A 23,448-nucleotide genomic window follows, 5' to 3' on the forward strand; every position below is an offset into this window, starting at 1 on the left:
GTTTTACCGTGGTCAACGTGGCCGATTGTACCTACGTTTACGTGCGGTTTTACGCGTTCAAACTTTTCTTTTGCCATGACGAAACCTATAAGTTTTGTGTATCTAGATTACATATAAAAATAATCCACGACGAATGTGGACTAGAATTATTCAGTCTATTATAAATATTTTTTCGACAATTCAAAGGAAGTATTTGAGAAGATTCTTCGGAGACTGGTGCTGATAGGCAGATTTGAACTGCCGACCTCACCCTTACCAAGGGTGCGCTCTACCAACTGAGCTATATCAGCACGCCAGACGAACTGGAGCGGGCAGCGGGAATCGAACCCGCATCATCAGCTTGGAAGGCTGAGGTAATAGCCATTATACGATGCCCGCTTTAGGAACCTGTTCTTAACTACCTCTAACCGTCAAGAATAAAGTGGTGGAGGGAGCTGGATTCGAACCAGCGAAGGCAGAGCCGTCAGATTTACAGTCTGATCCCTTTGGCCGCTCGGGAACCCCTCCACGTAAAAATTCTTTCCTAAAGCATCCTATAAAATAGGGTAAAAAGATGGTGCCGACTATCCGAGTCGAACGGATGACCTACTGATTACAAGTCAGTTGCTCTACCAACTGAGCTAAGTCGGCACTGCTTTAGTACGGGGCGAGATATTAGAGCAACCGCTGACTTGATGCAACAGGAATATGCAAAAAAGTTTAAATTTATTGTTCAAGTGCTCACATTTAAGCCAAAACCATGACATTTTTAGAATTGTTGTGGGTTTTTCCACCAAACCAAGAGTCCTTTGAATACTAACAGGTCATCAAAAACAGCAAGATCCACATGCTGCTTTATCAATTTTCCATAACCCCCGGTGCATAAAACCAACGCAGACTTGTTATCTAATTGCAGCTTTGCGCTCTGAACTAAGCCAATCGTTGCCGCTAATGCTCCATTTTTAACTGCCTCTGGTGTATTTTTCGCAAATTCAGCTAAAAAAGGCGTGTTATCATCACAAAAAACGCGTTCTGCTCGGGCGGTGACACTTGTAGCCATCAAATCGAGACCAGGTACAATCCAACCACCTAGATGCTGTCCCTGTGCGGTAACGACATCTACAGTGGTCGCAGTACCTGAGTCAATTACAATTACATCTTGTGTTGGATAAAGCGCATGAGCTGCAAGTACAGTCAGCCAGCGATCAATTCCCAAGTTCTGAAATGCAGGGTATGCACAGGTAACACCAGCCCGTGCTGAAGATACATAAGCCTGCTCTAGCGGAATTGCAAACTCAGCAGCTCGGCTATTAATTGCTTGTAAATTTGTTCCTTTACCTACCTGTGAACAAATAATGGATGTTATTTTATGCCATTCAATATCATTCTCTTTTACTACGCGAATGTTGTCTTCATCAGCAACCGCATATTTTACAGCGGTGTTTCCCACATCAATTAGCAGTTTCACGATGTCACCTTTCTTAGCGAAACTTCGCCACCATAAAAAGCTTTTAATTCACCATCTTGCCTCAACAGTATTCCGCCCTGTGCGTCAATGCCTTCGCAAATACCGCACCACTGTCTTTGACCTGTACTTAGTGTTACAAGCTCACCTTTGAAAGCATTTAATCTGTTCCACTGGGAAACCATTTCCTTAAGTCCTGACTCTTTATACTGCACGAGGCGCTCAGATAAAGAATGAGTTAGCTGCACCACAAGCTGATTTTTATCAATTGAGCCTATGTGTGTTTGCAGATCTGTCCACGCTTGATCAATATGCTTAGATGCTGATTCTGGCATACAAATATTCAGTCCTATTCCTATTACCAAATGACAAGGACCTTCAACCTGCCCTTCAAGCTCGACCAAGATACCCGCTAGTTTCTGTTGGTTTAGATAAATGTCATTTGGCCATTTTAGTTCGACATTAATCCCATACAATACCTTCAATGCGTCATAAACAGCTAAGCCAACAGCAATAGATAATCCCATTGCCGCTTGCATACCAGCATCAAACATCCAGTAGTAGCTATAATAAAGGTTTGCACCAAATGGTGATTGCCATGTTCGACCTCTGCGCCCTCTTCCGGCTTGCTGCATTTCAGCTACCAACACATGACCAGAAGCCATATTAAGGTCACTTTGTAGACGTCGCATTAATTCGCTATTGGTAGAATCAACAATCGCATGATACTCAATGGGGCAATCCATATGAAACTGTTGCTGCCAAAGGCTATTTAACTTATTTTGATTGATCAATGGCAGACTGTAATTGAGTTTATACCCCCGACCATTAACCCGAAAGATGTCCACTCCCATGTCTTGCAGTGCTGTAATATGTTTGGCGATAGCTGCACGACTGATCCCAAGCTGCTCACCTAACTCCTGTCCAGAGATAAATGTGCCTTGATTTAGTGCCGCTAAAATTGTTTGCTTTTTATGATCAGATGTTTTCATGACATTCCACACTTTGCAACTGACACTCCCCCTGCTTTGCGATAAGTCGCACTTCATGTTCCAGCTTTACCGCAAACTTTTGCCAAACGGTTCTTTGAATGTGGCTAACTAGCTGCTTCAGATCCGCCCCACTACTGCCACCTTCATGTACCAATACTAGCGCTTGCTGCTCGTATACACGGATAGTGCCACGCTGGCATCCTTTGAGGCCGGCCTTGTCAATCAACCAGCCAGCTGCGAGCTTTACACTATTTTCATCTACTTTAAATACAGGCATGTCTGGAAACATAGATTGCAATTGCACAGCAAATGCCTTATCAACAATCGGGTTTTTAAAAAAGCTCCCAGCATTAGCAAGCTTACAAGGATCGGGAAGCTTACTGTTTCGTATTGCAATTACTGCATCACACACATCTTTTGCAGTTGCAGCACCACTGAGGTTTTGCAAAGGACCATAACTTAACTTTGGTTGCCAACATATGGGCAATGCAAACGTGACTTCGGTAATAATAAACTTGTCTTTTAAACGATGCTTAAACACCGAATCTCGATAGCCAAATTGACACTCCGTACTGCTCAGTGTCGTAAAGTGTCCTTGAGTGATGTCAAAGCCCGTAACCGCAGTGATATATTGTGATACTTCGACACCATAGGCGCCGATATTTTGTACTGGTGCAGCACCAACCGTGCCGGGGATCAAAGCAAGATTTTCTAGGCCGCCAATACCTTGTTCGAGTAGCGTTAATACCAATTGGTGCCAATTCTCACCAGCAGCCGCACGAATTAAGTAGTGGTCATCCCGAGCCTCAATATTGACACCTGAGGTCGCAAGCTTAATCACCACACCAGCATAATCTTCAAGAAAAATCGTATTACTGCCCTCTCCAAGTAAAAAGAAAGCTTGGTCATAGTTGAGCTGAACGAGCTCCTTTGGGTCTTCAATAACAATAAGTGACTCACAACCTGATGGTAGTGAAAATGTGTGATAAGACTGCAAACTAATCACTGCAGCACCTTGTTGATATAAACTAAACTGGCGCTAGTGTAGCGCATTGCCCTGACTTGCGCATTAATGTCATCTTGCCCAGCATTTTACGTTACCTATCGGCTTATGCTGTTTAAATAGTTAGAAATTAGTTATGTTAGCCATTCTAATTGGGAATATTATTTTTATAAGAGCAGCATTATGACTAAACTTTCTGCACTGACACTCAGTCTTGCCATGGCTGGCCTTGTCCACACTGCTAATGTAAATGCAGCAGTTGACGAGCACACTTATGCCAATCTTAATGACGTCATCACCACTCACCTGCATTTAGACCTCGATGTTGATTTTGATGATAAGCAACTAGAGGGGTTTGTTGAACATACACTAGACTGGCAAAACAGTCAGGCTACAACGTTAGTACTCGATACACGCGATCTCGAAATCGACAAAGTGATGTATCAAGGCAAGAGTGGCAACTGGCATATCGCAAAGTTTGATCTTGCCAAGCGCGATGATGTGAAAGGTGCAAAGTTAACTATTCACTTTAAAGAGCAAGCTAAGAAAGCGCGTATTTACTACAACAGTTTGCCTGTTGCATCTGGCTTGCAGTGGTTAACACCGCAGCAAACCGCAAGTAAGTCTCACCCATTTATGTATAGCCAGTCTCAAGCTATTCATGCTCGTAGTTGGATCCCCGTGCAAGATACGCCAGCAATGCGCGTCACTTATTCAGCTCGAGTGCAAACACCTAAAGATGTACGCGCGGTAATGAGTGCAGATAATACTGGCGCATTTATCAAAGATGGCGATTATTGGTTTGATATGCCGCAAGCAATACCACCCTATTTGATCGCTATTGGTGCAGGTAATCTTGAATATAAAGAAATGTCACACCAAACTGCAATTTTTGCAGAGCCACAAATTCTTGATGCCTCGGTCGCAGAATTTAACGATACGCAAGCGATGATCGACAAAACCAATGCCATGTACGGTGAATACGCTTGGGGTAGATATGACCTGCTCATGTTGCCACCTAGCTTCCCATTTGGTGGTATGGAAAATCCGCGCCTATCATTTATCACACCAACCGTTGTGGCCGGCGACAAAAGCTTAGTAAACCTAATCGCACACGAGTTAGCACATTCTTGGTCTGGCAACTTAGTCACCAATGCGACATGGGAGGACTTATGGCTAAACGAAGGGTTCACCTCTTACGTTGAAAACCGCATTATGGAAGAAGTGTTTGGTCGTGACCGTGCGGTGATGGAGCAGGCGCTGGATGCGGCGAGCCTACGCGCTCAACTAAAAACCATCGCGGCTCCTGATACACGCATGAATTTGGAGCTTAATGGTCGCGATCCTGACGATGCGTTTAGCTCAGTACCTTACACAAAAGGGCAACTATTCCTTATCTATCTTGAGGAAAAGTTTGGTCGTGACAGGTTCGACAAGTTTGTTAAAACCTACTTTAACACCTTCTCTTTTAAATCTCTGACTACCGATGAGTTTGTTGCTTACTTAGACAAAAACTTGCTACAGCAATATCCTGGTATCGTCAGCTTAGAAAAAGCCAAAGAATGGATCTATGAGCCAGGTTTACCAAGCGACGCCCCAAATCCTACTTCTGATGCTTTCGAAAAAGTGGATGCGCTCACTCAAGCTTGGCTAAAAGATGAAAAAACACTTGCAGACCTACCAACCGATGCTTGGACGGTACATGAATGGCTGCACTTTATTAATAACTTACCAAGAGATCTTGCCATCGAACGCATGGAAGCATTGGACAAAGCATTTCAGCTCACACAATCGACCAACGCAGAACGCGCGTTTGCGTGGTACATGCTAGCAGTAGGTAACGGCTATCAGGCTATTTACCCAGATCTTGAAAAGCATCTAGTAAGTATTGGGCGCCGTAAGCTTATTGTGAATTTATACAAATCACTCATTAACAATGGCAAACGTGACTGGGCTTATCGTGTTTATCAACAAGCACGACCTGGGTACCATCCACTTGCTCAGGGCACTATCGACGCTTTATTTAAGTAACCCCTATATTTCCAACACAGGCAGCCTCCATTTACTTGGCTGCCTGTCTTTTAAGCCAGTACTTAATCCAAATTTAAAACATTATTCCCTTTCCCTGACACTGTTTATTTTTAATACAAAGTTTATTGCTATCGAAGTTTAACTGAGTTAACGTATTGGAACCCATAAAGGTACAAGGTTAAGGAAATGACAATGCAATTAAAAAAGAAAAAGTTAAAAAACATCCTCACATCGCAGTTAAAACAGGTTTATGGCGGTATCACAAGTGATGGTGTTCAACCATCCAAAGTGAAAGTACACAACCCTGACTCACACCTAAAGCCTTTTGCATCTACTGGTGATGGCGATCAACCGAGTCGCTAATCACACCATATTGTGTCTATTCATATATTTATATAAAAAAGGAAAACAATATGAAATTAAAGAAGAGAAACATCCTCAACCTTAAGCCAACAATGCTCAAGCAAGTTTCTGGTGGTGGTACCGGTGGTGATGGTGCTCAACCTAGAGCTCAGTATATCCAGATGACGATTAAACCACAAGGTGGTGGTTCCGATGGCGCTCAACCTACAGTGAGTAAATAACTGAGAACACCAATCACTGATGTTTTATACCAATTATCTTTATTAACTGGTCTATGCTGAAGTGAGAAAAACTTTCCTTGCCTCTGAATTTAGAGACAAGGAAAGTTTTATAAACCTAAAGTTAGCTCGCCTACACTGACTGTGATTGGTCTAACTTATTTGTGGTACTGACGGCTAAACTCGTGAACCGCATTGATAAATACGCCCGCGTTTTCTGGGTCAACATCAGGCGTAATGCCATGGCCTAAGTTAAATACGTGACCGTTACCTTCACCAAAGCCCGCTAGAATATGCTGCACCTCTTCACGAATACGGTCGTGTGTTCCATGTAGCATTGACGGATCCATATTGCCTTGTAATGCGACTTTATCACCGACACGACGCTTCGCATCAGCAATATCAATTGTCCAATCAAGACCAACCGCATCACAGCCTGTCGCTGCAATAGCTTCAATCCATTGACCGCCGTTCTTCGTAAATAATGTCACAGGTACTTTCCGACCATCATTTTCACGAATAAGACCGTCTACAATCTTGTGCATGTATTGTAGTGAGAACTCTTTGTAATCACGTGGGCTTAGCACCCCACCCCAAGAGTCGAAAATCATTAGCGATTGCGCACCAGCTTTCACTTGGGCATTAAGGTAGTCAATAACTGAGTCAGCGACTTTATCCAGTAGTAAGTGTAATGTTTGTGGCTCAGCAAAGGCCATTTTCTTAATCTTACCAAAGGTTTTACTGCTACCACCCTCGATCATATACGTCGCTAGCGTCCAAGGAGACCCTGAGAAACCAATAAGTGGTACTTCACCTTTAAGCTCACGACGAATTGTGCTCACCGCATTCATTACATAGCCAAGCTCGTCTGTTGGGTCTAATTTAGGTAGCTTTTTAACATCATCTAGTGATTGGATTGGACGCTCAAATTTAGGACCTTCGCCAGTTTCAAAATAAAGCCCTAGCCCCATTGCATCTGGAATTGTCAAAATATCGCTGAACAAAATTGCCGCATCCAGTGGATAACGACGAAGTGGCTGGAGCGTTACTTCACAAGCTAACTCTGCATTCTTACAAAGGCTCATGAAATCACCAGCTTGTGCTCTTGTCGCACGATACTCTGGCAGATAACGACCAGCTTGACGCATCATCCATACTGGTGTGACGTCAACTGGTTGTTTTAATAGCGCTCGTAAATAACGATCGTTTTTTAATTCGCTCATAGCGTCTCAGTTCCAATACTAAAAATCAATTATGCCGATTGTATCACTAAGTACACATGGGCACTATCTAAACTATCCCCAAGAATCTGGGTCTATGATCTAGATTAAGGCATACTTTATTAGGAACAAATTCATGTGCTTAACAAATTAATCTAGAAACATACAATTAAACTGATTGCAACACGATTAAAAGATTGGTATAAAAATATGGCGTTACAAAAATAACAACAAAACACCTTCACTATAAAAATAACAATATTACGCAACAAGCTAAACTGCTATTTTGAACCACCAAAGAACTCCTTTGGTGGTTTTTTATTTTTATCTCCATGAATTTGTTAACATTCCCTATTATTACACCAATAATCTTTTGATCTTTTTCGGCTTTTTCAGAAAAAATTGGTTGACCTTTTGTGCGCTTTCCCTTTCCATAGAGGTAGGTAACCCGCTAAAGGAGAGTCACTATGCTTTCGCAGTTAGAACAAGCCCAACAAAAATGGGGAGGTAGCCATAGTGTAATTGATGCATGGTTAGCAGAGCGTCAGGAACTATTGGTTTTATATTATAAAGTCGCAGGATGCTCACCAACACGAAATGGTAAAGCACTGCCAGAGCAGGTTGATATTCAATCATTCTGCCAAATTTTAATGGATTACCTCTCAGCTGGTCACTTTGAGATTTATGACAACATCGTCGAAGCTTGTCAGGAGAAAGGACCTGAAAGTGCCAAGCTTGCACAGTCGCTGTATCCAAGGATCACAGAAACAACTGACACAGCGCTTGATTTCAACGATAAATACGCAGAGATAAATCAAGAAACTCATGATCTTGCAGAGTTTGATAATGACTTGTCTGTATTAGGTGAGACATTAGAGCTACGCTTCCAATTGGAAGACGAGCTAATTGATAATCTTTATTCTAATCATACTGAATAATTAAAGTGCGGGTGTCCTAACAACAAAAAAGGTGAGCCATAGAGTACTCACCTTTTTTGATTGTACGTATTGATCTTTAGAGATTAATACGTACCTCTATTACTCCGCTGCTTTCTCTTCAGCTTCGCCTTCGATATCTAACAATTCAACTTCAAATACCAATGTTGAATTAGCAGGGATCTTACCAAGGTCACGCGTGCCATAGGCAAGCTCTGAAGGAATAGTAAATTTATACTTTGAACCTACCGTCATTAGCTGAAGACCTTCAGTCCAACCAGCAATAACTTGATTTAAACGGAAGCTTGCAGGTTCATTACGTGCATACGAGCTATCAAATTCAGAACCATCTAGCAAAGTACCTTTATAATGTACTTTAACCATGTCTGTTGCAACTGGCTTTGCACCTTCACCTTCACTTAACACTTCATACTGAAGACCAGACTCAGTAACGCTTACGCCTTCTTTCTTCGCGTTTTCAGCTAGGTACTTTTCACCTTCTGCTTTATTCTTTTCAGCGTCAGCTTCAGCTTTTGCAGCTTGCTTTTCACGAACTGAAGAATCAAGTGCAGTAAGTACTTCACGGATCTTTGCTTCGTCTAACTTTGCTTCACCAGCTAATGCGTCTTTAAAACCACGCATTAATAACTCTTGGTCAAGCTCAACGCCTAACTCTTTTTTATCTGCTAGATCTTTTTGTAAAAAGTTACCTACAGAAGCACCTATTCCGTACGCTTGCTGTTGTAATTCAGTGTCCAGCTTTACTTCAACTGGTTTTTGTTCTTCTGCTTGTTTGTTACATGCTACCAGTGCTAATACTGAAGCGGCAACGAGTGACAGTTTAATTGTCTGTTTCATTCTACACTCTCCGACATTTCCTACTACCAAGGCTGATGCTCACACAACAGAGCTTGATATTCGGTGTCATTGTTAATTTTATATTAATAAGAAAAGGTGCTAGCCACATTACCATTCTATAATAAGAATGCCAATATCCATTTGCTTGCCATTATTACGTAACGACATTACGCTTTTAATACGCTAGTATCAAAATAATATCTTGTTTTTAATGCCTTTAGTTTACCTGTTGTAGACTTTGGAGTTAAGGAGGATTTACCCCATTTATGGTCAAACTCGTCAACATCAAGTGGAAAAGTCTCCTTGCTAGCTTAATTATGCTAGGCGTTAGCGCATTAGTGGGCTGTGGCCCCGATATATCAAAGTCTATTTTGACCATTGAACACGCCAGCAGAGGCGCATTTTCAGCGGCACTTTCTGCCGATGGCAACTATAGCCTAGTTTCCTCCATAGAGCATGGGGCCGTACTTTGGGATAATCAAGAGCAAGGCCTTAAATATCAATGGCGTCACTCTAATGCCAGTGATGACCTTATCCACTCACTTGCACTGGCAAATGATAACTCCACTGCCGTTACAGCCAATGATAATACCTTTGCTGTTTGGAGCCTTGAGAACGGCCAAAACCTAGGATATTTCGAGATTGAATCAGGCACCATCAGAGACATCGCAATTAGCAATGCAGGCAAATACGTGCTCTACGCTCGTAGCGATAACGTTGTTGTCCACCTCGACTTAGAAAGCGGTAGGCGTATAGAGTTCCTTGGTCATCAAGAAAATATTAACTCTATTGCCATGTCCCCAAACGGACACTTTGCGTTAACTGGAGGAAATGATTATGCAGCTTATTTTTGGGATACCAGAACAGGGCAAGTCATTCATCGCTTTAATCATCCGAGTCGAGTCACGAAAGTTGCGCTAGACGAACAAGGGCGCTTTGCGTTTACAGCTGACAGCATGAAAAAAGCCAGTATTTGGCAACTAACTTCTGGTGATCTTAAAGCACAATTACAGTATATTGCTCGCCAGAAAATTTTCAGTGCAGTACGCTTCAATCAAGACGCGTCTTTATTAGCAACTGGTTCCCCCAATCGCGAGCTGGCTTTATGGCGAGTAAGCGATGGTGAACGCATACAAACTTGGCGCGTGCAGCCACGAGAAGGAAGTCGTCCGAAGTCAGCGGTCGTGTTTGACGTTGCCTTTCAAGAAAATGACTCTGCACTGTTAACTGAAAGCTCCAGCGGCCTGCTGGAAAAATTTGCGCAGGTAGAAAAGCCATGAATGAAATCGACAATCGAATTACCGAGCTTGAGGCTAAGCTTGCCTTTCAAGAAGATACTATAGAAACATTAAACGAAGAATTGAAGGCGCACCAACAACGCCTTGCAAAAATGCAAAGGCAAATAGAATTGCTGGCTGAAAAAATGAAGGAAGGAAGAGACCCTGGATTGATGCCGCAACACCAAGAGCCGCCGCCACCGCATTACTAATGAAAGCAATGCTGACCGGAGTAATGATTACTCCGGTGTAAACACGCCAATGACTTGCTCAAATTGGCGTGTGGAGGCCTGCACCGCATCCTTTGGTTGTGTCATGATATGACCACACTCAACACACTCCACCTTTTCCACATCATGCTCTTTGTAAAGCATCATGACATCTAGCTTTTGGCATTCCGGACATGATGCCCCCGCAATAAAGCGCTTTTTCACTTTCAACTCTACACCTCTAAGAATACCGAGTTATACCAATTCACTTAATTAAGCTTTCAATCTTGAAGCGAGAAAACCTTGTCGATAACATCGTTACCGCATCCAGCTAACGCCCAATTGCCTACTCCATACAAGCTTGACAAAAATTTCTTATTTAGATGTTCCAAATAATAAATCTTAGCGCCGTTAGCGTTTCATCTACGCTTTCAAACTGAGCAAGTATCAAGACCAATTGGTACCAATTAGCCGTTATTTTATCCTAATTTTATTTGTGTTGATACGCTTGAAGTCAACGAACCGATCCGTGTTATCATGCACACAGTTTAAACAGACTTTTAGAATTATGATTCAACTCACTGATATCGAGCTACTTCGTGGTAGTAAAACACTACTCAAACAGGCAAATGCGACACTTTACCCCCAACATAAAGCTGGCCTAGTAGGCGCCAATGGGTGTGGTAAATCTTCTCTTTTTGCACTACTAAAAGGCGAGTTGCAACTCGATTCTGGTGATTTTAGCATTCCAAAAGACTGGTCTACTGCATCGGTAAAACAAGAAACTCCGGCACTGTCTATCAGCGCACTTGAATATGTATTGCAAGGGCATCCTGAATACTATGCTCTTAGAACACAACTACAACAAGCTGAACAGGATGGCGATGGTGAAGGCCAAGCAAAGGCTCACCAACAACTAGAAAATATCAAAGGCTATAGTATCGAAGCTAAAGCGGGAGAGTTACTTCACGGCCTAGGTTTTAGCAATGCGCAGATTGGATTTGCCGTCAGCGACTTCTCTGGTGGATGGCGAATGCGTTTAAACCTTGCACAAGCCTTGATCCGCGATGCCGATTTATTGCTGTTGGATGAACCTACCAACCACCTAGATTTAGATGCGGTATACTGGCTAGAGCGCTTTTTGCGTGGCTATCAAGGTACGCTGGTACTCATTTCTCATGACCGCGAGTTCTTAGACGCTGTTGTTGGTGAGATTTGGCATATTGATCAACAAAAAATCAACGTATACAAGGGCCACTACTCTCAGTTTGAGCGCCAAAAAGCCGAACGTATGGCACAACATCAAGCGCTTTTTGAGAAGCAGCAAGAAACTATCGCGCACCTAGAAAAGTTTATTACTCGCTTTAAAGCCAAAGCCAGTAAAGCGAAACAAGCACAAAGTCGTGTAAAAGCCCTAGAACGCATGGAAATGCTTGCACCAGCTCATGCCGACTCACCCTTTAATTTTGAATTTGCAGAGCCAACTAGCTTACCGAACCCACTAATGACATTGGAGAAGGCTAAAGCAGGTTACGGTGATATTACCATTTTGCATGACATAAAGCTTAATCTAGTCCCAGGAAGTCGAATCGCCTTACTTGGCCGTAACGGCGCTGGTAAATCGACACTCATTAAGTTACTTGCTGGCGACTTAACCCCACAAGCAGGTGAAGTATTTCAGCACCAAGGACTAAATGTCGGCTATTTTGCTCAGCATCAGCTGGAGTCTCTAGACCTTGAAGCCAGTGCCGTCACTCATATCCAACGGCTAGACCCAAAAGCACCAGAACAAGTCATTCGGGACTTCTTGGGTGGTTTTGCCTTTCACGGTGATAAAGCACTTGAGCCTGTTGCGCCATTTTCAGGTGGTGAAAAAGCTAGGCTGGTACTGGCAATGCTGGTCTACCAAAAACCAAACCTACTGCTACTCGATGAGCCAACCAACCACTTAGATTTAGAAATGCGACATGCGTTAGTGATGGCATTACAGGGTTTTGAAGGGGCAATGGTCACGGTTTCTCACGATCGTCATATGCTAAAAAACACTGCTGACGAATATTATCTCGTTGATAATGGTAGCGTTTCACAGTTTGGTTATGACTTAGAGGCTTATTATCAATGGCTGATGAATGCCAATAAAGAGCAAGCCAAGTCCGCCACCACAGAGGCTGAACCAAAACAGCATTCCAATGCGAATAGAAAAGAGCAAAAACGCCTTGAGGCAGAGTTTAGAAAAGCCACTCAACCTCTTAAAAAGTCGATTGAAAAGCTAGAAAAGCAGCTAGATAAGCTCACCGAACAGGCTGATGAAATTGAAACAGCACTCGCTGACAACAATTTATATACCGATGAAAATAAGGCTAAATTAAGCGAACTATTAGCAAAACAAGCTACCGTGACACCAGAACTCAATGACACCGAAGAAGCGCTACTAATGGCGCTAGAGGAGTTGGAAGAAAAGCAAAATCACTTCGATACAACAGGAGAAATATGTTAAGTCGGCAAGACTTTTGGCTATTTTCCTGTGAATTTTATAGCCGTCCTGAAATGCAGGCGCGGCTATTGGCTTTACAGGATAATGGAAGCAAAAATATTAACTTGTGCTTGCTGCTTTGTTATCTAGATAAATTGGCACTGACAGTCGAGCCTGAAGCTGTCTCAACACTCATTGAGACGTGCAAGCACTTTGACGAAATCATACTCCAACCACAACGCCGCATTCGCAGCCTCCTTAAAGCACAACATCATCACTATGAAGACTATCTGCAACTCAGAGCTGCCATGTTGACTGCGGAGCTGGAACTGGAGAAGCGTCAGCAAGCTTTGTTGCTTGAGGTGCTGCAACACAGCCACCTTTATCCCTTACAACAAGGCAGTAATCTTAGACATTACCTCAGTGACAATGAGTACACAGCATTATTTGCTCCAGTCAATGATTGAAGCTGTGCGCTCGTAACCTATTCAGCGCGCAAAAACTGATCGAGATCAAGCCTTTCACTTAGTTTAGTTTTGCTTGGGGTTGAAACTTGATCTTGATCATATCAAGCCCCTCATACCTCCACTACTATTTACTCATCGACAAATTAGGAGGCACAGCCATGAACGTATTCTTTAGAGACTTTTTTTCCGACCCTGTGTTGTTTCTGTCTTTTGGCTTTTTAGGAATTGTAATTTTGCTGTGCTGTTATTACGTCTATTTCTTCATCAAAAAAGTCATGGATGCTGAAGTACCTAACGAACAATAAAACAGATTTAAAAGTATTACCTAGAGACGATTGCAGAATAAGTAGTACAAAATCGGCTCTGTGTAGTTCCCCAACTATAAGAATTAAGCACGACGCACAAAGCACCTTATCAGTTTACTGGTCGGGTGCTTTTTATTTGCTTAACCCCTGTAGAAATATACGTTAAACTGCTGAAAACTTGTTTTGAAACGTGGATAAAATCCTTAATTTACCACTTATAGTCAAAAGCCAACGTACTTTCTATAAAGAATCAAGCCATGAAAACCATGACAACGAGTGACTTAACTTTCAAGCCTGCTTGGTGGATGCGCAATCGCCATGCCCAAACCATCTTGCCACGCTTTTTTAGGCCTAGATTACATGTACCAGTAAACTATGAAACGCTAGAAACGCCTGATGATGACTTTCTAGAACTAGCATGGGCCAAGCATGGAGATAGAAACGCGCCACTGGTGGTGGTTTTACATGGTCTCGAGGGAAATATAAATAGCTTTTATGCCAAGGGACTACTGAAATCACTCGTAAGCACGGGTTTCGATGCCGTTTTAATGCACTTTCGTAATTGTTCACGGGAAGCAAACCGTCAACCTAGAGCCTATCATAGTGGTGAAACTTCAGATCTTGGTTACTTTATCAGTACATTAAAAGCACGCTTTCCCAAACGCCCACTCTTTGCTGTAGGCTTTTCACTTGGTGGTAACGTGCTGGCAAAATACTTAGGTGAAAGCAAAACACACAGCGGCCTAGAAGCCGGAGTCGCAGTTTCAGCTCCTTATCATCTATCTTCTTCTTGCCAAGTGATCCGAAAGAGCTGTTTTAAGCTCTATCAAAAATATTTACTAGATCGAATGAAAAAATCCTTCTCCCGCAAACTCGATGTCATTCAATCTCAAATAAATATTGACCAAGAGGCGCTACGTAACATTAATGACCTTTGGCAGTTTGACGATAAAATAACCGCCCCATTGCATGGCTTTGCGGGCGCTGAAGATTATTATGCCCAAGCGAGTGCACAACCTTATTTAAGTGACATCACAACGCCAACTCTAATAATCCACGCAGAAGATGATCCCATGCTTTCTGCTCAAGCGGTTCCGACATTCGCACAGGTTAATTCTGCTGTGACACTCGCTGTGAGTCAGCAAGGTGGACACGTAGGGTTTATCTCGGGAAAGAACCCCCTCAAACCCCAATTTTGGTTAGAAAGTGTGATCCCACAATATTTACGTCAATTTAATTGTAAGGCTTAGTAGTATGCTCATTCCATATCAGCAAATTCCAGCTGAAACCTTAGATAATCTCATTGAACACTATGTACTACGTGAAGGTACTGATTATGGGGATATTGAGGTCAGTACCGAAAGCAAAGTTGCACAAGTAAAAGCACAGCTGCAATCAGGCGATGCACTTATCGTTTTCTCTGAGCTACACGAATCGGTAAATATTGTGAGTAAGCAGCAGTTTCAAGCCATGCAGGCCCAGGAAGATTACGAGTATCAAAGCATAGAGTAGGCGCTATAGCGCCAAACTCATCTGCTTTTTAAGCTTAACCGCTTGGCGACGAGAGATTTCAACTTCACCACCATAGGTAAGCTGTGCTTGTAAACCATAGTTAATCGTTTCTTCTAACTCTTCAATGGCGTCCAAGCGAATAATATCACTACGACTTGCGCGGAAATACTGGTTAGGATTGAGCCTACTTTCAATTTTAGATAACGAGCTGTGAAGGTAAGCTTTACCCTGAGCGGTGTAAATAGCAGCGTGATTACCAATACTCTCAAAACGTGTAATATCACCAAGCTGAATAATCTTCATTTTATCTGCGATCTTTACCATCAGTTTAAACTCATCCTCAAGAGCAGCAGACTCGCTTTGGTCGGTCAAAGCCTGAAGCTTGTCGAGTGCGGTTTGCAGTCGATTAGCCACCACTGGTTTCAATAAGTAATCAACTGCATTGAGAGAAAAAGCGTCGACAGCAAACTCGTTATACGCAGTACAAAACACAATAGGTATTTCGCCTTGCAGTTGCTGCGCCAACTCAATGCCTGTACCGCCAGGCATTTCAATATCTAAAAATAAGGCATCTATCGTATGTAGCTCTAGTAATTGTGCCGCGTCCATAATGTTTTCAGCTTCAGCAACGACTTTCACTTGCGGGTGAGCTTTTAGCAAGCGATTCAATTCCACCCTTGCTAACGGCTCATCGTCAACCAGCATCACATTAATTGTTGTTTTTTGATTCATACGGGATCTCCAATGTGGCCTGGAAAAGCCCACCTCCATCATTGACTGTTAACTTTGCACTCTTGTTATACATCAAGGCTAAACGTGCTTGAATGTTCTTTAGCCCCTGCTGGGTGCCGGTTTGAACACGAGTGGCATCATACGGGTTAGTCATTGAGATGTGAATATTTTGCGCTTTTCTAACCACCTGAATTGCAATTTCTCCCCCTTTTGGCAGATGTGCAATACCGTGTTTCACCGCATTTTCTAACAAAGTAAACAGCGACATACTGGGGATATGAATATTGTAAAAGCTCTCTAGTCCCTGAGTTGTAACCGATAAGCGCTTACCTAGTCGCACTTGTTCTATACCAAGAAAATCCTCACATACTTTCCACTCTTCTTTTAAGGTGACCAGTGCGCGCATATCCTGCATTAAGTTGTAGCGAAATAGCTCTGAGAGCTGAGTTACCACTTCTGCGGCCTTGTCTTTATCTTGATAAATCAACGCTCGGATCGTATTCAAGGAATTGAAAAGGAAGTGAGGGTTTACCTGATTCATCAAATTGGCTAACTGTTGTTCTTGAAGTTGCTTTGCTAACACTCTCTTTTCCCGCCTTGTAACAATCCCCAAATAGCAACCTGACCAAAGCCAAAAGTAGCCGATGTAAAATATTAGTGTCGCCAAGTCACTGGTTTTTACTGTTTCCCCTCCGAGCGCTTCATCGTTGTCTTGAATTCTTAGACTAGACACTTCTTCCGTACTTTCTATTGTAACAACCTGCTTCACAAGTTTGACGCCGAGCGCAAAATGCAAAGGAGCACATATGAGTGATATCAGCATCAATGTAAGGAGGTTCGCTCTCGCTTTACCTCGATATACTGCCCAGCGTTTCGCAAAATTACGAAGTACAAAGTGACTAATTAATATAAAACTAAGTGCACCTAATATCGTGCGAAGGAATAGTAGAAATAATCTTTCATCACCGAGATCAAACATTAATATTGCAGTAAACATGTTGGTTGAGATCATTGCTAAGAACACAAAAATCTGACACTTCCAATATGTACGCATCGGTGGCCTCCTCTTTTTTATCTTTTATCTGGTTGGAGGCCATCATACTGAAAATTAATAAATAGTACCGCAAAACTTGTCCCAAAGAGGCCAACTTGTTAACCTTTTATGGAATTAAAAACGATAAAGTAAGTTAACAAATACACTCTTCTCATCACCAATTTGCTTATAACCATAACTTGGCTTGATCCCGCCCTCAGAGACCTTTTTCTCAAACGTAATAGAGTATCCAAAGTCACTTGTTAGATCGCTATTTCTGTATTCGATAGCTGGTACAATTGTAAAGTCACCTAAATAATTAAGACGCATGCCCAAGGCTGATGTATCATATTGTGTAGTTGAAGCGTGGCCAGAAAGCTCTAAGCTGTCATATAGCACACCAACTTCAGCAAATATTTGCAACGAGTCAGAAAAGGTTAAATTCAAGCCAAATTCCATTTCTTTCTGCTCAACCGTGTTCTGCTCTTTTGAAGCAATGCGGTAATCTACCCGAAAATACGCAGTCGCAGTATCTACATAGCTGGACTTTGTTGGCGTAATATCAATGGCCTTACGGTAATTAAGTCCCACACCAAAGTCAGCCACTGCATTGTCTACATCTATATAGATTGCATCGATACCAAAGCCGCCCGCCATCACATTTGACGCTTCAACATTGATATTTTCCTCAAACGTGTTGGCTTGCACAGTCGCTCCAGCCAACAATAAAGCAAGTGATAACATAGCTTGTGTTTTCTTTTGTAGTGACGCTCTCATTTTTCTTTCCTTTATTTTCATTACTTGTTTTGTCTGGAAAAAATAATAACGAGATCCGCTGCACTCGAGTTGTAGATAATGACGAGCGGTAAAAGAAAGTGATAAACGTAAAATATTGAGGATGAACGTATACTTGTTACAATCAGATCTCTATAACTATAAAGGAAAGGCAATACTATGAAGCTCGGCATTGCACTTGGCGCGTTAGCGCTGGCTGTCTCTTCAGCTTATGCAACTGAATATCAGGCCTCTGAACGCGCAGTTAAGCTCGCTCACGATAACATCCTAATTGATACACACATCGACGTTCCATATCGTATTAAAAATAAGTGGGATGACGTTAGCCAAGCGACCGAAGGCGGTGACTTTGATTATCCTCGTGCGGTAAAAGGTGGTCTAAACGCGCCATTTATGTCTATTTATATTCCTGCTAATTTAGAATTTGAAGGTAAGGGAAAAAGCTATCAGCTCGCCAACCAACTGATTGATGGTATGGAAGCATTAGCACATCGCGCGCCAGACAAATTTGCAATGGCATATAATACCGATGATATATACCAACAGTTTAGCAACGGTATTATGTCTATCGCGATGGGAATGGAAAATGGCTCACCGATTGAAGGTGAGATGAAAAACCTAAAGCATTTTTATGACCGCGGTGTTCGCTACATCACGTTAGCTCACTCTCAGAGTAATCATATTTCTGACTCTTCTTATGATATTCGCCGCAAGTGGAAAGGCTTGAGCCCATTTGGCAAAGAGCTTGTTGTTGAAATGAATAAGATTGGGATGCTTATTGACGTATCACATATTTCCGATGACGCGTTTTATCAGGTAATGGAAATTTCAAAAGTGCCCGTCGTTGCTTCACACTCATCTCTTCGTAAATACACGCCGGGCTTTGAACGCAACATGGATGACGACATGCTTAAAGCCTTGGCCAAAAATGGTGGCGTTATCCAAATAAACTTTGGCTCAAGCTTTGTAACAGCAAAAGCTGGCGCTTGGTATGATAAGCGAGAAAAAGCACAAGAAGCAGCTAAAGGTAAAGACACGACTGACTTTAGAGCTGCGTTTAGAGCTAAAAATCCATTTCCGTTTGCAACCCTTGATCAAGTACTCGACCACATCGACCATGTTGTGAAGTTAATTGGTATCGACCACGTCGGGATCGGTTCTGATTACGATGGTGTGGGAGACTCACTACCAGTTGGTCTGAAAGATGTATCTACCTACCCAAATCTTGTACAAGGCCTTTTGGATAGAGGTTACAGCGATTCTGATATCAAAAAGATTTTAGGCGGTAACACCTTGCGCGTATGGAAACAAGCTGAAGCTTACGCAAGCAAGTTTACGAGATAACCACAGCATTTATAAGGTGTGCTACTTAGCACACCTTATAAACTAACTTTAAACTTTAAATTGAGATAACTCTTCCACTAATTTACAAGTTACTCGCAATACATCATCGGAAATTTGGTGCGTTTCTCCAGATAGTCGCTCGCCATCCAATGTCTTGTCATTTAAGTCCGTTAGATTGCTGCTAATTTCAGTCGATACGCAGTTTTGTTGCTGTGTTGCATGAGCCGTTTGCTCTGATAGTTCCGTTACTTTTACCGCACTTTGCGCTATTAACTCTAATAACTCTGTCGCCTTAGCAAAGCTTTCCACAGCAACATCCACATACTCTTTACCATCTTCAATCGTCTTCTGTGAATCTTCAACACTATGTGAAAATGCTTCTAACATCTTTTGAATGTCATTAGTACTGTCTTGTGTTCGAGTGGCTAGTGACCTTACCTCATCAGCAACAACTGCAAAGCCACGACCTTGCTCGCCAGCCCTCGCCGCTTCAATAGCTGCGTTGAGTGCCAACAAATTAGTTTGCTCGGCAATTCCTCGAATAACATCAAGCACTTGAGTAATATTTTCTGAATTTTTTTGTAACGCCATAGAGCTTGCTAATGCAGCCTGCATATTATCTGCAAGCTGCATTATTTTTTGCTTTGAGTCGGTTAGAACCGTTTTACCTTGTGCAGCATAGCGGTGTGAGGATTCAGCTTCTTTGAGAGAGTTTTCAGCTACGTGTGAAACCTCTTCACTAGTATGACTTAGCTGGTGAATGGCACCTAATATAGCGTGCGAAGCATTACCAAGTGAATCAACTAAATCGTGGCTTTGAGTCGCATATTTACTTAGTTTTGATGATAGTTTGGATAATTCCCCCCCGTCTGTGACTACAGCGGTCACCATGGCTTGTAAACTTGCAAGAAAATGATTGAAGTTGCGAGACAGCTTTGCAAACTCATCGTTACCTTTGGTCTCTATCCTACCTGTCAAATCACCATCACCAGAAGCGATCTCGGCGATTCTGTCTGAAACAAAATTAATTTGGTTGGCTAACTGCTTTGGGATCCAGTAGGCTATCCAACATGCAATGGAGAGTAATAGGAATGCCCCCACACCCAAGCTCCACTTGAGTTGTGTCACCTCGGAAATAACTTGTGCTCGACTAGCAGCAGACTTTGCATCAGCAAACTCTCCGGCCTCATCAAGTAACCCTCTAACTGCACTGAATAATTTCGCAGACTCTAGCCGCAATACCTTGTCTTCGGGCGCTGTGATACTCGAAGATGTCACTCGGTACCAGTTTTGAAATTTTGTATCGAACGTAGAAAATGCGTTTAATTCGCTACGGTGAAGCTGCATAAATTGAATATACTTTTGATGGCGCTGTTTTACTTGTTGTGCGTTTTCTTCAAAATCATCTCGCCTGTCTTCCCCTGCGAGTAACATCAAATATGCCTCTTGAGCTTGGTAGAAGTCACGGTCAGCGTTGAGTACGACAGACACAGCACGCAAGTAGTTTTCAGTTTGTACTTCAAGTGCAGATTGCACCTTACTCAATAACGTTGTTAGACCAAAAAATACAAATAGCAGCAGGATCGCCAGCATCACGGTAGGCAATGAGCTTTTAACTCTAATACTATGTAAATTCATAATCAACAGCCTTACAAAAACAGATAGTTAAAGCCTAGACTATATGGAGATTTATAGACAAATAATTCATTTTCTAGTGGCAAGATAAGAGAAGTATTACTAATACCAAATTAACCTTAGTACTTGCTCAATTTGAAGGAGTAAATCTGATGCTAACTGCGTTAAAGATTTCTTATTTAGAACAACTAAATGACCTGAGCCTCGGATGATTAAGATAATTGGTATAAGACAGGATGATGTTCATGAGTATCGATTTATCAAAAAATAACCAAGCAGAATTACAGAGGATATCTTGTATTTGATTGAGAGTAAGCTGGAGGCTTTATTGGATATGAACTGGATGTGTTTAGAACATAATCTTGAACGACTAGATTCTAAAGTATTGGTTGCGGGAGCCGGATTTGAACCGACGACCTTCGGGTTATGAGCCCGACGAGCTACCAGGCTGCTCCATCCCGCGCCTGTATTTTTTAGAACTTATTATCGTCGGGTACCGACGACCTTCGGCTCTTTCAGGTTTAGTGAGTCCGACGAATGATTTATCATTCTGCTCCATCCCGCGCCTGAATTTGTACTTATTTTTAAGTCTTTGTACAAGAGACTAATACAGCCAAAAAATATTGGTTGCGGGAGCCGGATTTGAACCGACGACCTTCGGGTTATGAGCCCGACGAGCTACCAGGCTGCTCCATCCCGCGCCTGTATATTTTTAGAACTTATTATCGTCGGGTACCGACGACCTTCGGCTCTTTCAGGTTTAGCGAGTCCGACGAATGATTTATCATTCTGCTCCATCCCGCGCCTGAGTTTGTACTTATTTTTAAGTCTCTGTACAAGAGACTAATACAGCCAAAAAATATTGGTTGCGGGAGCCGGATTTGAACCGACGACCTTCGGGTTATGAGCCCGACGAGCTACCAGGCTGCTCCATCCCGCGCCTGTATATTTTTAGAACTTATTATCGTCGGGTACCGACGACTTTCGGCTCTTTCAGGTTTAGCGAGTCCGACGAATAATTTATCATCCTGCTCCATTCCGCGCCTGTATATTCTTTAAAAGGACTTCCTTTTGAAGAGGTCGCTATAATAATGGATTAAAATTTTATTGCAAGGGATTTAGCGCATAAAAGCTTTCAAATGCGCAAAATTCCTACAAACACGGCGCTGGCACCTAACTAGTCTACGATCCTATTATGCGGACTGATCAATTTTTGCCATTGCCAATCAGGATGCCCCATCACGATAAAATCTGGATTTTCTGTCGTTTCTCGTTGGTTATATGTAAGCGGATTGAACTCAGAATCAGTAATGCACCCTCCCGCTTCTTCAATAATCACCTGTGATGCCCCCGTGTCCCACTCACCGGTAGGCCCGACACGTAAAAAGCAATCAGCCTTACCTTCTGCAATAATGCAGGCTTTTAACGAACACGAACCCAGCGCGACCGTATCAAACTGGCTATTTAAATACTGGCTTACGGCTTCGAGCTTTTGCCTACGACTAACCGCGAGAGTAAGGGTTTCTCTAGGTGAAACGAAAATACGTTCGCTATCACCACCATCTTTACGCTTAAAAGCTCCATTGTCTTTGCTAGCATAATAGGTCACTCCTTGTGACGGCCAATAAATAACACCTAACACGGGATGGTTATCCTCAATCAAAGCGATATTGACCGCAAAGTCTCCACTTTCAAGAATAAACTCCCCAGTTCCATCCATGGGGTCGAGTAACCAATATCGCTGCCAGTGTTGACGTTCGTGTAGAGGAGGAATGGGGGTTTCTTCAGACATGACTGGAATATCAGGCGCAATTTTAGCAAGCCCTGCCATGAGCACTTCATTGGAAGCAAGGTCTGCGGCGGTAACCGGAGTATGATCCGACTTTTCTTTTTTACCAATATCTTCTGCCTGATAAATTGACATAATAGCTTCACCAGCACGTTGTGCTAGCGCAATACAAGGCTCTAAAAACGACTGCAATTTACGCCTCCAAGTTCAAGTGTGCTTTCAGTAACAATAGTGCAGCAACACTTCTTGCTTCAGTAAAGTCCTCTTGATGTAGCAACTCCCCTAACTTATCCAATGGCCACTTCACAACTACCAAAGGCTCAGGTTCATCACCTTCTAACTGTTCTGGGTATAGCTCACTGGCGACCAGAATGTGCATCTTAGCATTGAAGTAGCTTGGAGCTAGGGAAACGACTTTGAGATCAGAAAAAGCATTTGCGCCAAAGCCAACCTCTTCTTTTAGTTCCCGGTTTCCAGCCTCAATGGGAGTTTCACCAGGGTCAATCAAACCTTTGGGAAAACCTAACTGATAGTCGTGTGTTCCTGCACAATACTCTCTTACTAATAATAGCTCATTCTCAGCTGTTATTGGCACTATCATTACCGCACCTCGGCCACCACCACGAACTCTTTCATATTCGCGCTGCTCTCCATTAGAAAATGATAAAGAAAGGGCTTCTACTGTAAATAGCTTACTTTTTGCAACGACATCGCATGCTAAAATTTCAGGTGGTGTTGGGTGCTTTTTGTGTGACATAAATTATTATTTGCTATCATGACCAATAATCTAATCATAAAGCCTTTGAAGTTAAA

General features: G+C 42.5%; 24 protein-coding genes, 7 tRNA genes and 1 pseudogene. 12 read left to right on the forward strand and 20 right to left on the reverse strand.

Going from position 1 to position 23,448, the window contains the following annotated elements; translation table 11 throughout:
• The 8 genes and pseudogenes from HUZ36_RS11260 to murB all read right to left on the reverse strand — a co-directional run.
• A pseudogene (locus HUZ36_RS11260) lies at nt 1–77 on the reverse strand (GTP-binding protein); the annotation flags it as partial.
• Between the two features lie 137 nt (nt 78–214).
• Nucleotides 215–290 (reverse strand) — tRNA-Thr (locus HUZ36_RS11265).
• Nucleotides 291–303: 13 nt separating this feature from the next.
• Nucleotides 304–378 (reverse strand) — tRNA-Gly (locus HUZ36_RS11270).
• Nucleotides 379–422: 44 nt separating this feature from the next.
• A tRNA-Tyr gene (locus HUZ36_RS11275) sits at nt 423–507 on the reverse strand.
• Nucleotides 508–554: 47 nt separating this feature from the next.
• Nucleotides 555–630: transfer RNA gene (locus HUZ36_RS11280), tRNA-Thr, on the reverse strand.
• A 118-nt stretch (nt 631–748) separates the two neighbouring features.
• Complete coding sequence (locus tag HUZ36_RS11285; RefSeq protein ID WP_176032893.1) at nt 749–1,447, reverse strand: type III pantothenate kinase; 699 nt, start codon at nt 1,445–1,447, stop codon at nt 749–751.
• The gene (birA, locus tag HUZ36_RS11290; protein ID WP_176032894.1) at nt 1,444–2,436 is read right to left on the reverse strand and encodes a bifunctional biotin--[acetyl-CoA-carboxylase] ligase/biotin operon repressor BirA; all 993 of its coding nucleotides are present in this window, start codon (nt 2,434–2,436) and stop codon (nt 1,444–1,446) included. Before birA ends, HUZ36_RS11285 begins: the two co-directional genes overlap by 4 nt.
• Entirely contained in the window at nt 2,423–3,442 is a 1,020-nt protein-coding gene (gene murB / locus HUZ36_RS11295; RefSeq protein ID WP_147390643.1) for a UDP-N-acetylmuramate dehydrogenase, read from the reverse strand. Before murB ends, birA begins: the two co-directional genes overlap by 14 nt.
• A gap of 180 nt (nt 3,443–3,622) precedes the next feature.
• On the opposite strand from murB, the gene HUZ36_RS11300 reads away from it, so the two are divergent.
• From HUZ36_RS11300 to HUZ36_RS11310, 3 genes are all read left to right on the forward strand, one after another.
• Nucleotides 3,623–5,470, forward strand: coding sequence for a M1 family metallopeptidase (locus tag HUZ36_RS11300; RefSeq protein ID WP_176032895.1), 1,848 nt, complete (start codon nt 3,623–3,625; stop codon nt 5,468–5,470).
• Between the two features lie 192 nt (nt 5,471–5,662).
• Nucleotides 5,663–5,833, forward strand: coding sequence for a hypothetical protein (locus tag HUZ36_RS11305; protein WP_176032896.1), 171 nt, complete (start codon nt 5,663–5,665; stop codon nt 5,831–5,833).
• A 50-nt stretch (nt 5,834–5,883) separates the two neighbouring features.
• Nucleotides 5,884–6,054 (forward strand): hypothetical protein, encoded by a 171-nt coding sequence (locus HUZ36_RS11310; RefSeq protein ID WP_176032897.1) that lies wholly within the window; start codon nt 5,884–5,886, stop codon nt 6,052–6,054.
• Nucleotides 6,055–6,209: 155 nt separating this feature from the next.
• Here HUZ36_RS11310 and hemE read toward each other — a convergent pair whose 3' ends face one another.
• On the reverse strand, nt 6,210–7,274 hold the full coding sequence (gene hemE / locus HUZ36_RS11315) for a uroporphyrinogen decarboxylase (protein ID WP_125254215.1): 1,065 nt from the start codon (nt 7,272–7,274) through the stop codon (nt 6,210–6,212).
• 464 nt (nt 7,275–7,738) lie between these two features.
• On the opposite strand from hemE, the gene rsd reads away from it, so the two are divergent.
• Complete coding sequence (rsd, locus tag HUZ36_RS11320) at nt 7,739–8,209, forward strand: sigma D regulator (protein ID WP_125254216.1); 471 nt, start codon at nt 7,739–7,741, stop codon at nt 8,207–8,209.
• Between the two features lie 99 nt (nt 8,210–8,308).
• Here rsd and fkpA read toward each other — a convergent pair whose 3' ends face one another.
• The gene (gene fkpA, locus HUZ36_RS11325) at nt 8,309–9,064 is read right to left on the reverse strand and encodes an FKBP-type peptidyl-prolyl cis-trans isomerase (protein WP_125254217.1); all 756 of its coding nucleotides are present in this window, start codon (nt 9,062–9,064) and stop codon (nt 8,309–8,311) included.
• A gap of 266 nt (nt 9,065–9,330) precedes the next feature.
• Here fkpA and HUZ36_RS11330 point away from each other — a divergent pair, with 266 nt between their 5' ends.
• Together HUZ36_RS11330 and HUZ36_RS11335 are read left to right on the forward strand one after the other, a co-directional pair.
• Nucleotides 9,331–10,344 (forward strand): WD40 repeat domain-containing protein, encoded by a 1,014-nt coding sequence (locus tag HUZ36_RS11330; protein ID WP_147390646.1) that lies wholly within the window; start codon nt 9,331–9,333, stop codon nt 10,342–10,344.
• Nucleotides 10,341–10,553 (forward strand): SlyX family protein, encoded by a 213-nt coding sequence (locus HUZ36_RS11335; protein ID WP_125254219.1) that lies wholly within the window; start codon nt 10,341–10,343, stop codon nt 10,551–10,553. Before HUZ36_RS11330 ends, HUZ36_RS11335 begins: the two co-directional genes overlap by 4 nt.
• A 27-nt stretch (nt 10,554–10,580) precedes the next feature.
• Here HUZ36_RS11335 and HUZ36_RS11340 read toward each other — a convergent pair whose 3' ends face one another.
• The gene (locus tag HUZ36_RS11340) at nt 10,581–10,781 is read right to left on the reverse strand and encodes a YheV family putative zinc ribbon protein (RefSeq protein WP_147390647.1); all 201 of its coding nucleotides are present in this window, start codon (nt 10,779–10,781) and stop codon (nt 10,581–10,583) included.
• 337 nt (nt 10,782–11,118) lie between these two features.
• On the opposite strand from HUZ36_RS11340, the gene HUZ36_RS11345 reads away from it, so the two are divergent.
• From HUZ36_RS11345 to HUZ36_RS11365, 5 genes are all read left to right on the forward strand, one after another.
• Entirely contained in the window at nt 11,119–13,047 is a 1,929-nt protein-coding gene (locus HUZ36_RS11345) for an ATP-binding cassette domain-containing protein (RefSeq protein ID WP_176032898.1), read from the forward strand.
• Complete coding sequence (locus tag HUZ36_RS11350) at nt 13,041–13,490, forward strand: TIGR02444 family protein (protein WP_176032899.1); 450 nt, start codon at nt 13,041–13,043, stop codon at nt 13,488–13,490. Before HUZ36_RS11345 ends, HUZ36_RS11350 begins: the two co-directional genes overlap by 7 nt.
• A gap of 158 nt (nt 13,491–13,648) precedes the next feature.
• Nucleotides 13,649–13,795, forward strand: a complete 147-nt coding sequence (locus HUZ36_RS11355) for a hypothetical protein (protein ID WP_010374526.1) — start codon at nt 13,649–13,651, stop codon at nt 13,793–13,795.
• Between the two features lie 257 nt (nt 13,796–14,052).
• Nucleotides 14,053–15,045, forward strand: a complete 993-nt coding sequence (locus HUZ36_RS11360; protein WP_147390650.1) for a hydrolase — start codon at nt 14,053–14,055, stop codon at nt 15,043–15,045.
• Nucleotides 15,046–15,049: 4 nt separating this feature from the next.
• Nucleotides 15,050–15,307: a YheU family protein gene (locus tag HUZ36_RS11365; protein ID WP_125254224.1), complete on the forward strand. Its 258-nt coding sequence runs from the start codon at nt 15,050–15,052 to the stop codon at nt 15,305–15,307.
• A 3-nt stretch (nt 15,308–15,310) separates the two neighbouring features.
• Here HUZ36_RS11365 and HUZ36_RS11370 read toward each other — a convergent pair whose 3' ends face one another.
• The 3 genes from HUZ36_RS11370 to HUZ36_RS11380 all read right to left on the reverse strand — a co-directional run bounded on the left by HUZ36_RS11370 (nt 15,311) and on the right by HUZ36_RS11380 (nt 17,849).
• Nucleotides 15,311–16,039, reverse strand: coding sequence for a LytR/AlgR family response regulator transcription factor (locus HUZ36_RS11370; RefSeq protein ID WP_125254225.1), 729 nt, complete (start codon nt 16,037–16,039; stop codon nt 15,311–15,313).
• Nucleotides 16,017–17,093, reverse strand: coding sequence for a sensor histidine kinase (locus HUZ36_RS11375; RefSeq protein WP_128730824.1), 1,077 nt, complete (start codon nt 17,091–17,093; stop codon nt 16,017–16,019). The genes HUZ36_RS11370 and HUZ36_RS11375 overlap by 23 nt, the downstream gene beginning before the upstream one ends.
• A 114-nt stretch (nt 17,094–17,207) precedes the next feature.
• Nucleotides 17,208–17,849, reverse strand: coding sequence for a hypothetical protein (locus HUZ36_RS11380; RefSeq protein ID WP_128730825.1), 642 nt, complete (start codon nt 17,847–17,849; stop codon nt 17,208–17,210).
• Nucleotides 17,850–18,026: 177 nt separating this feature from the next.
• Between HUZ36_RS11380 and HUZ36_RS11385 the strand changes: the two genes are divergently transcribed.
• Nucleotides 18,027–19,211 carry a dipeptidase gene (locus HUZ36_RS11385; RefSeq protein WP_147390653.1) on the forward strand — a complete coding sequence of 395 codons (1,185 nt, stop codon included), beginning with the start codon at nt 18,027–18,029 and terminating at the stop codon, nt 19,209–19,211.
• Nucleotides 19,212–19,259: 48 nt separating this feature from the next.
• Here the strand turns inward: HUZ36_RS11385 and HUZ36_RS11390 are convergent, their stop codons facing one another.
• The 6 genes from HUZ36_RS11390 to nudE form a co-directional block, all read right to left on the reverse strand.
• Nucleotides 19,260–20,849 (reverse strand): methyl-accepting chemotaxis protein, encoded by a 1,590-nt coding sequence (locus HUZ36_RS11390; RefSeq protein ID WP_176032900.1) that lies wholly within the window; start codon nt 20,847–20,849, stop codon nt 19,260–19,262.
• Nucleotides 20,850–21,232: 383 nt separating this feature from the next.
• Nucleotides 21,233–21,309, reverse strand: a tRNA-Met gene (locus tag HUZ36_RS11395).
• Between the two features lie 161 nt (nt 21,310–21,470).
• A tRNA-Met gene (locus HUZ36_RS11400) sits at nt 21,471–21,547 on the reverse strand.
• A gap of 162 nt (nt 21,548–21,709) precedes the next feature.
• Nucleotides 21,710–21,786, reverse strand: a tRNA-Met gene (locus HUZ36_RS11405).
• A gap of 237 nt (nt 21,787–22,023) precedes the next feature.
• Nucleotides 22,024–22,827 carry a 3'(2'),5'-bisphosphate nucleotidase CysQ gene (gene cysQ, locus HUZ36_RS11410; protein WP_176032901.1) on the reverse strand — a complete coding sequence of 268 codons (804 nt, stop codon included), beginning with the start codon at nt 22,825–22,827 and terminating at the stop codon, nt 22,024–22,026.
• 1 nt (nt 22,828) lies between these two features.
• Nucleotides 22,829–23,392, reverse strand: a complete 564-nt coding sequence (nudE, locus tag HUZ36_RS11415; RefSeq protein ID WP_125251377.1) for an ADP compounds hydrolase NudE — start codon at nt 23,390–23,392, stop codon at nt 22,829–22,831.
• Nucleotides 23,393–23,448: the final 56 nt, after the last annotated feature.

This window comes from Pseudoalteromonas sp. McH1-7, assembly GCF_013366255.1.
GTDB classification, from domain to species: Bacteria; Pseudomonadota; Gammaproteobacteria; order Enterobacterales; family Alteromonadaceae; genus Pseudoalteromonas; species Pseudoalteromonas peptidolytica.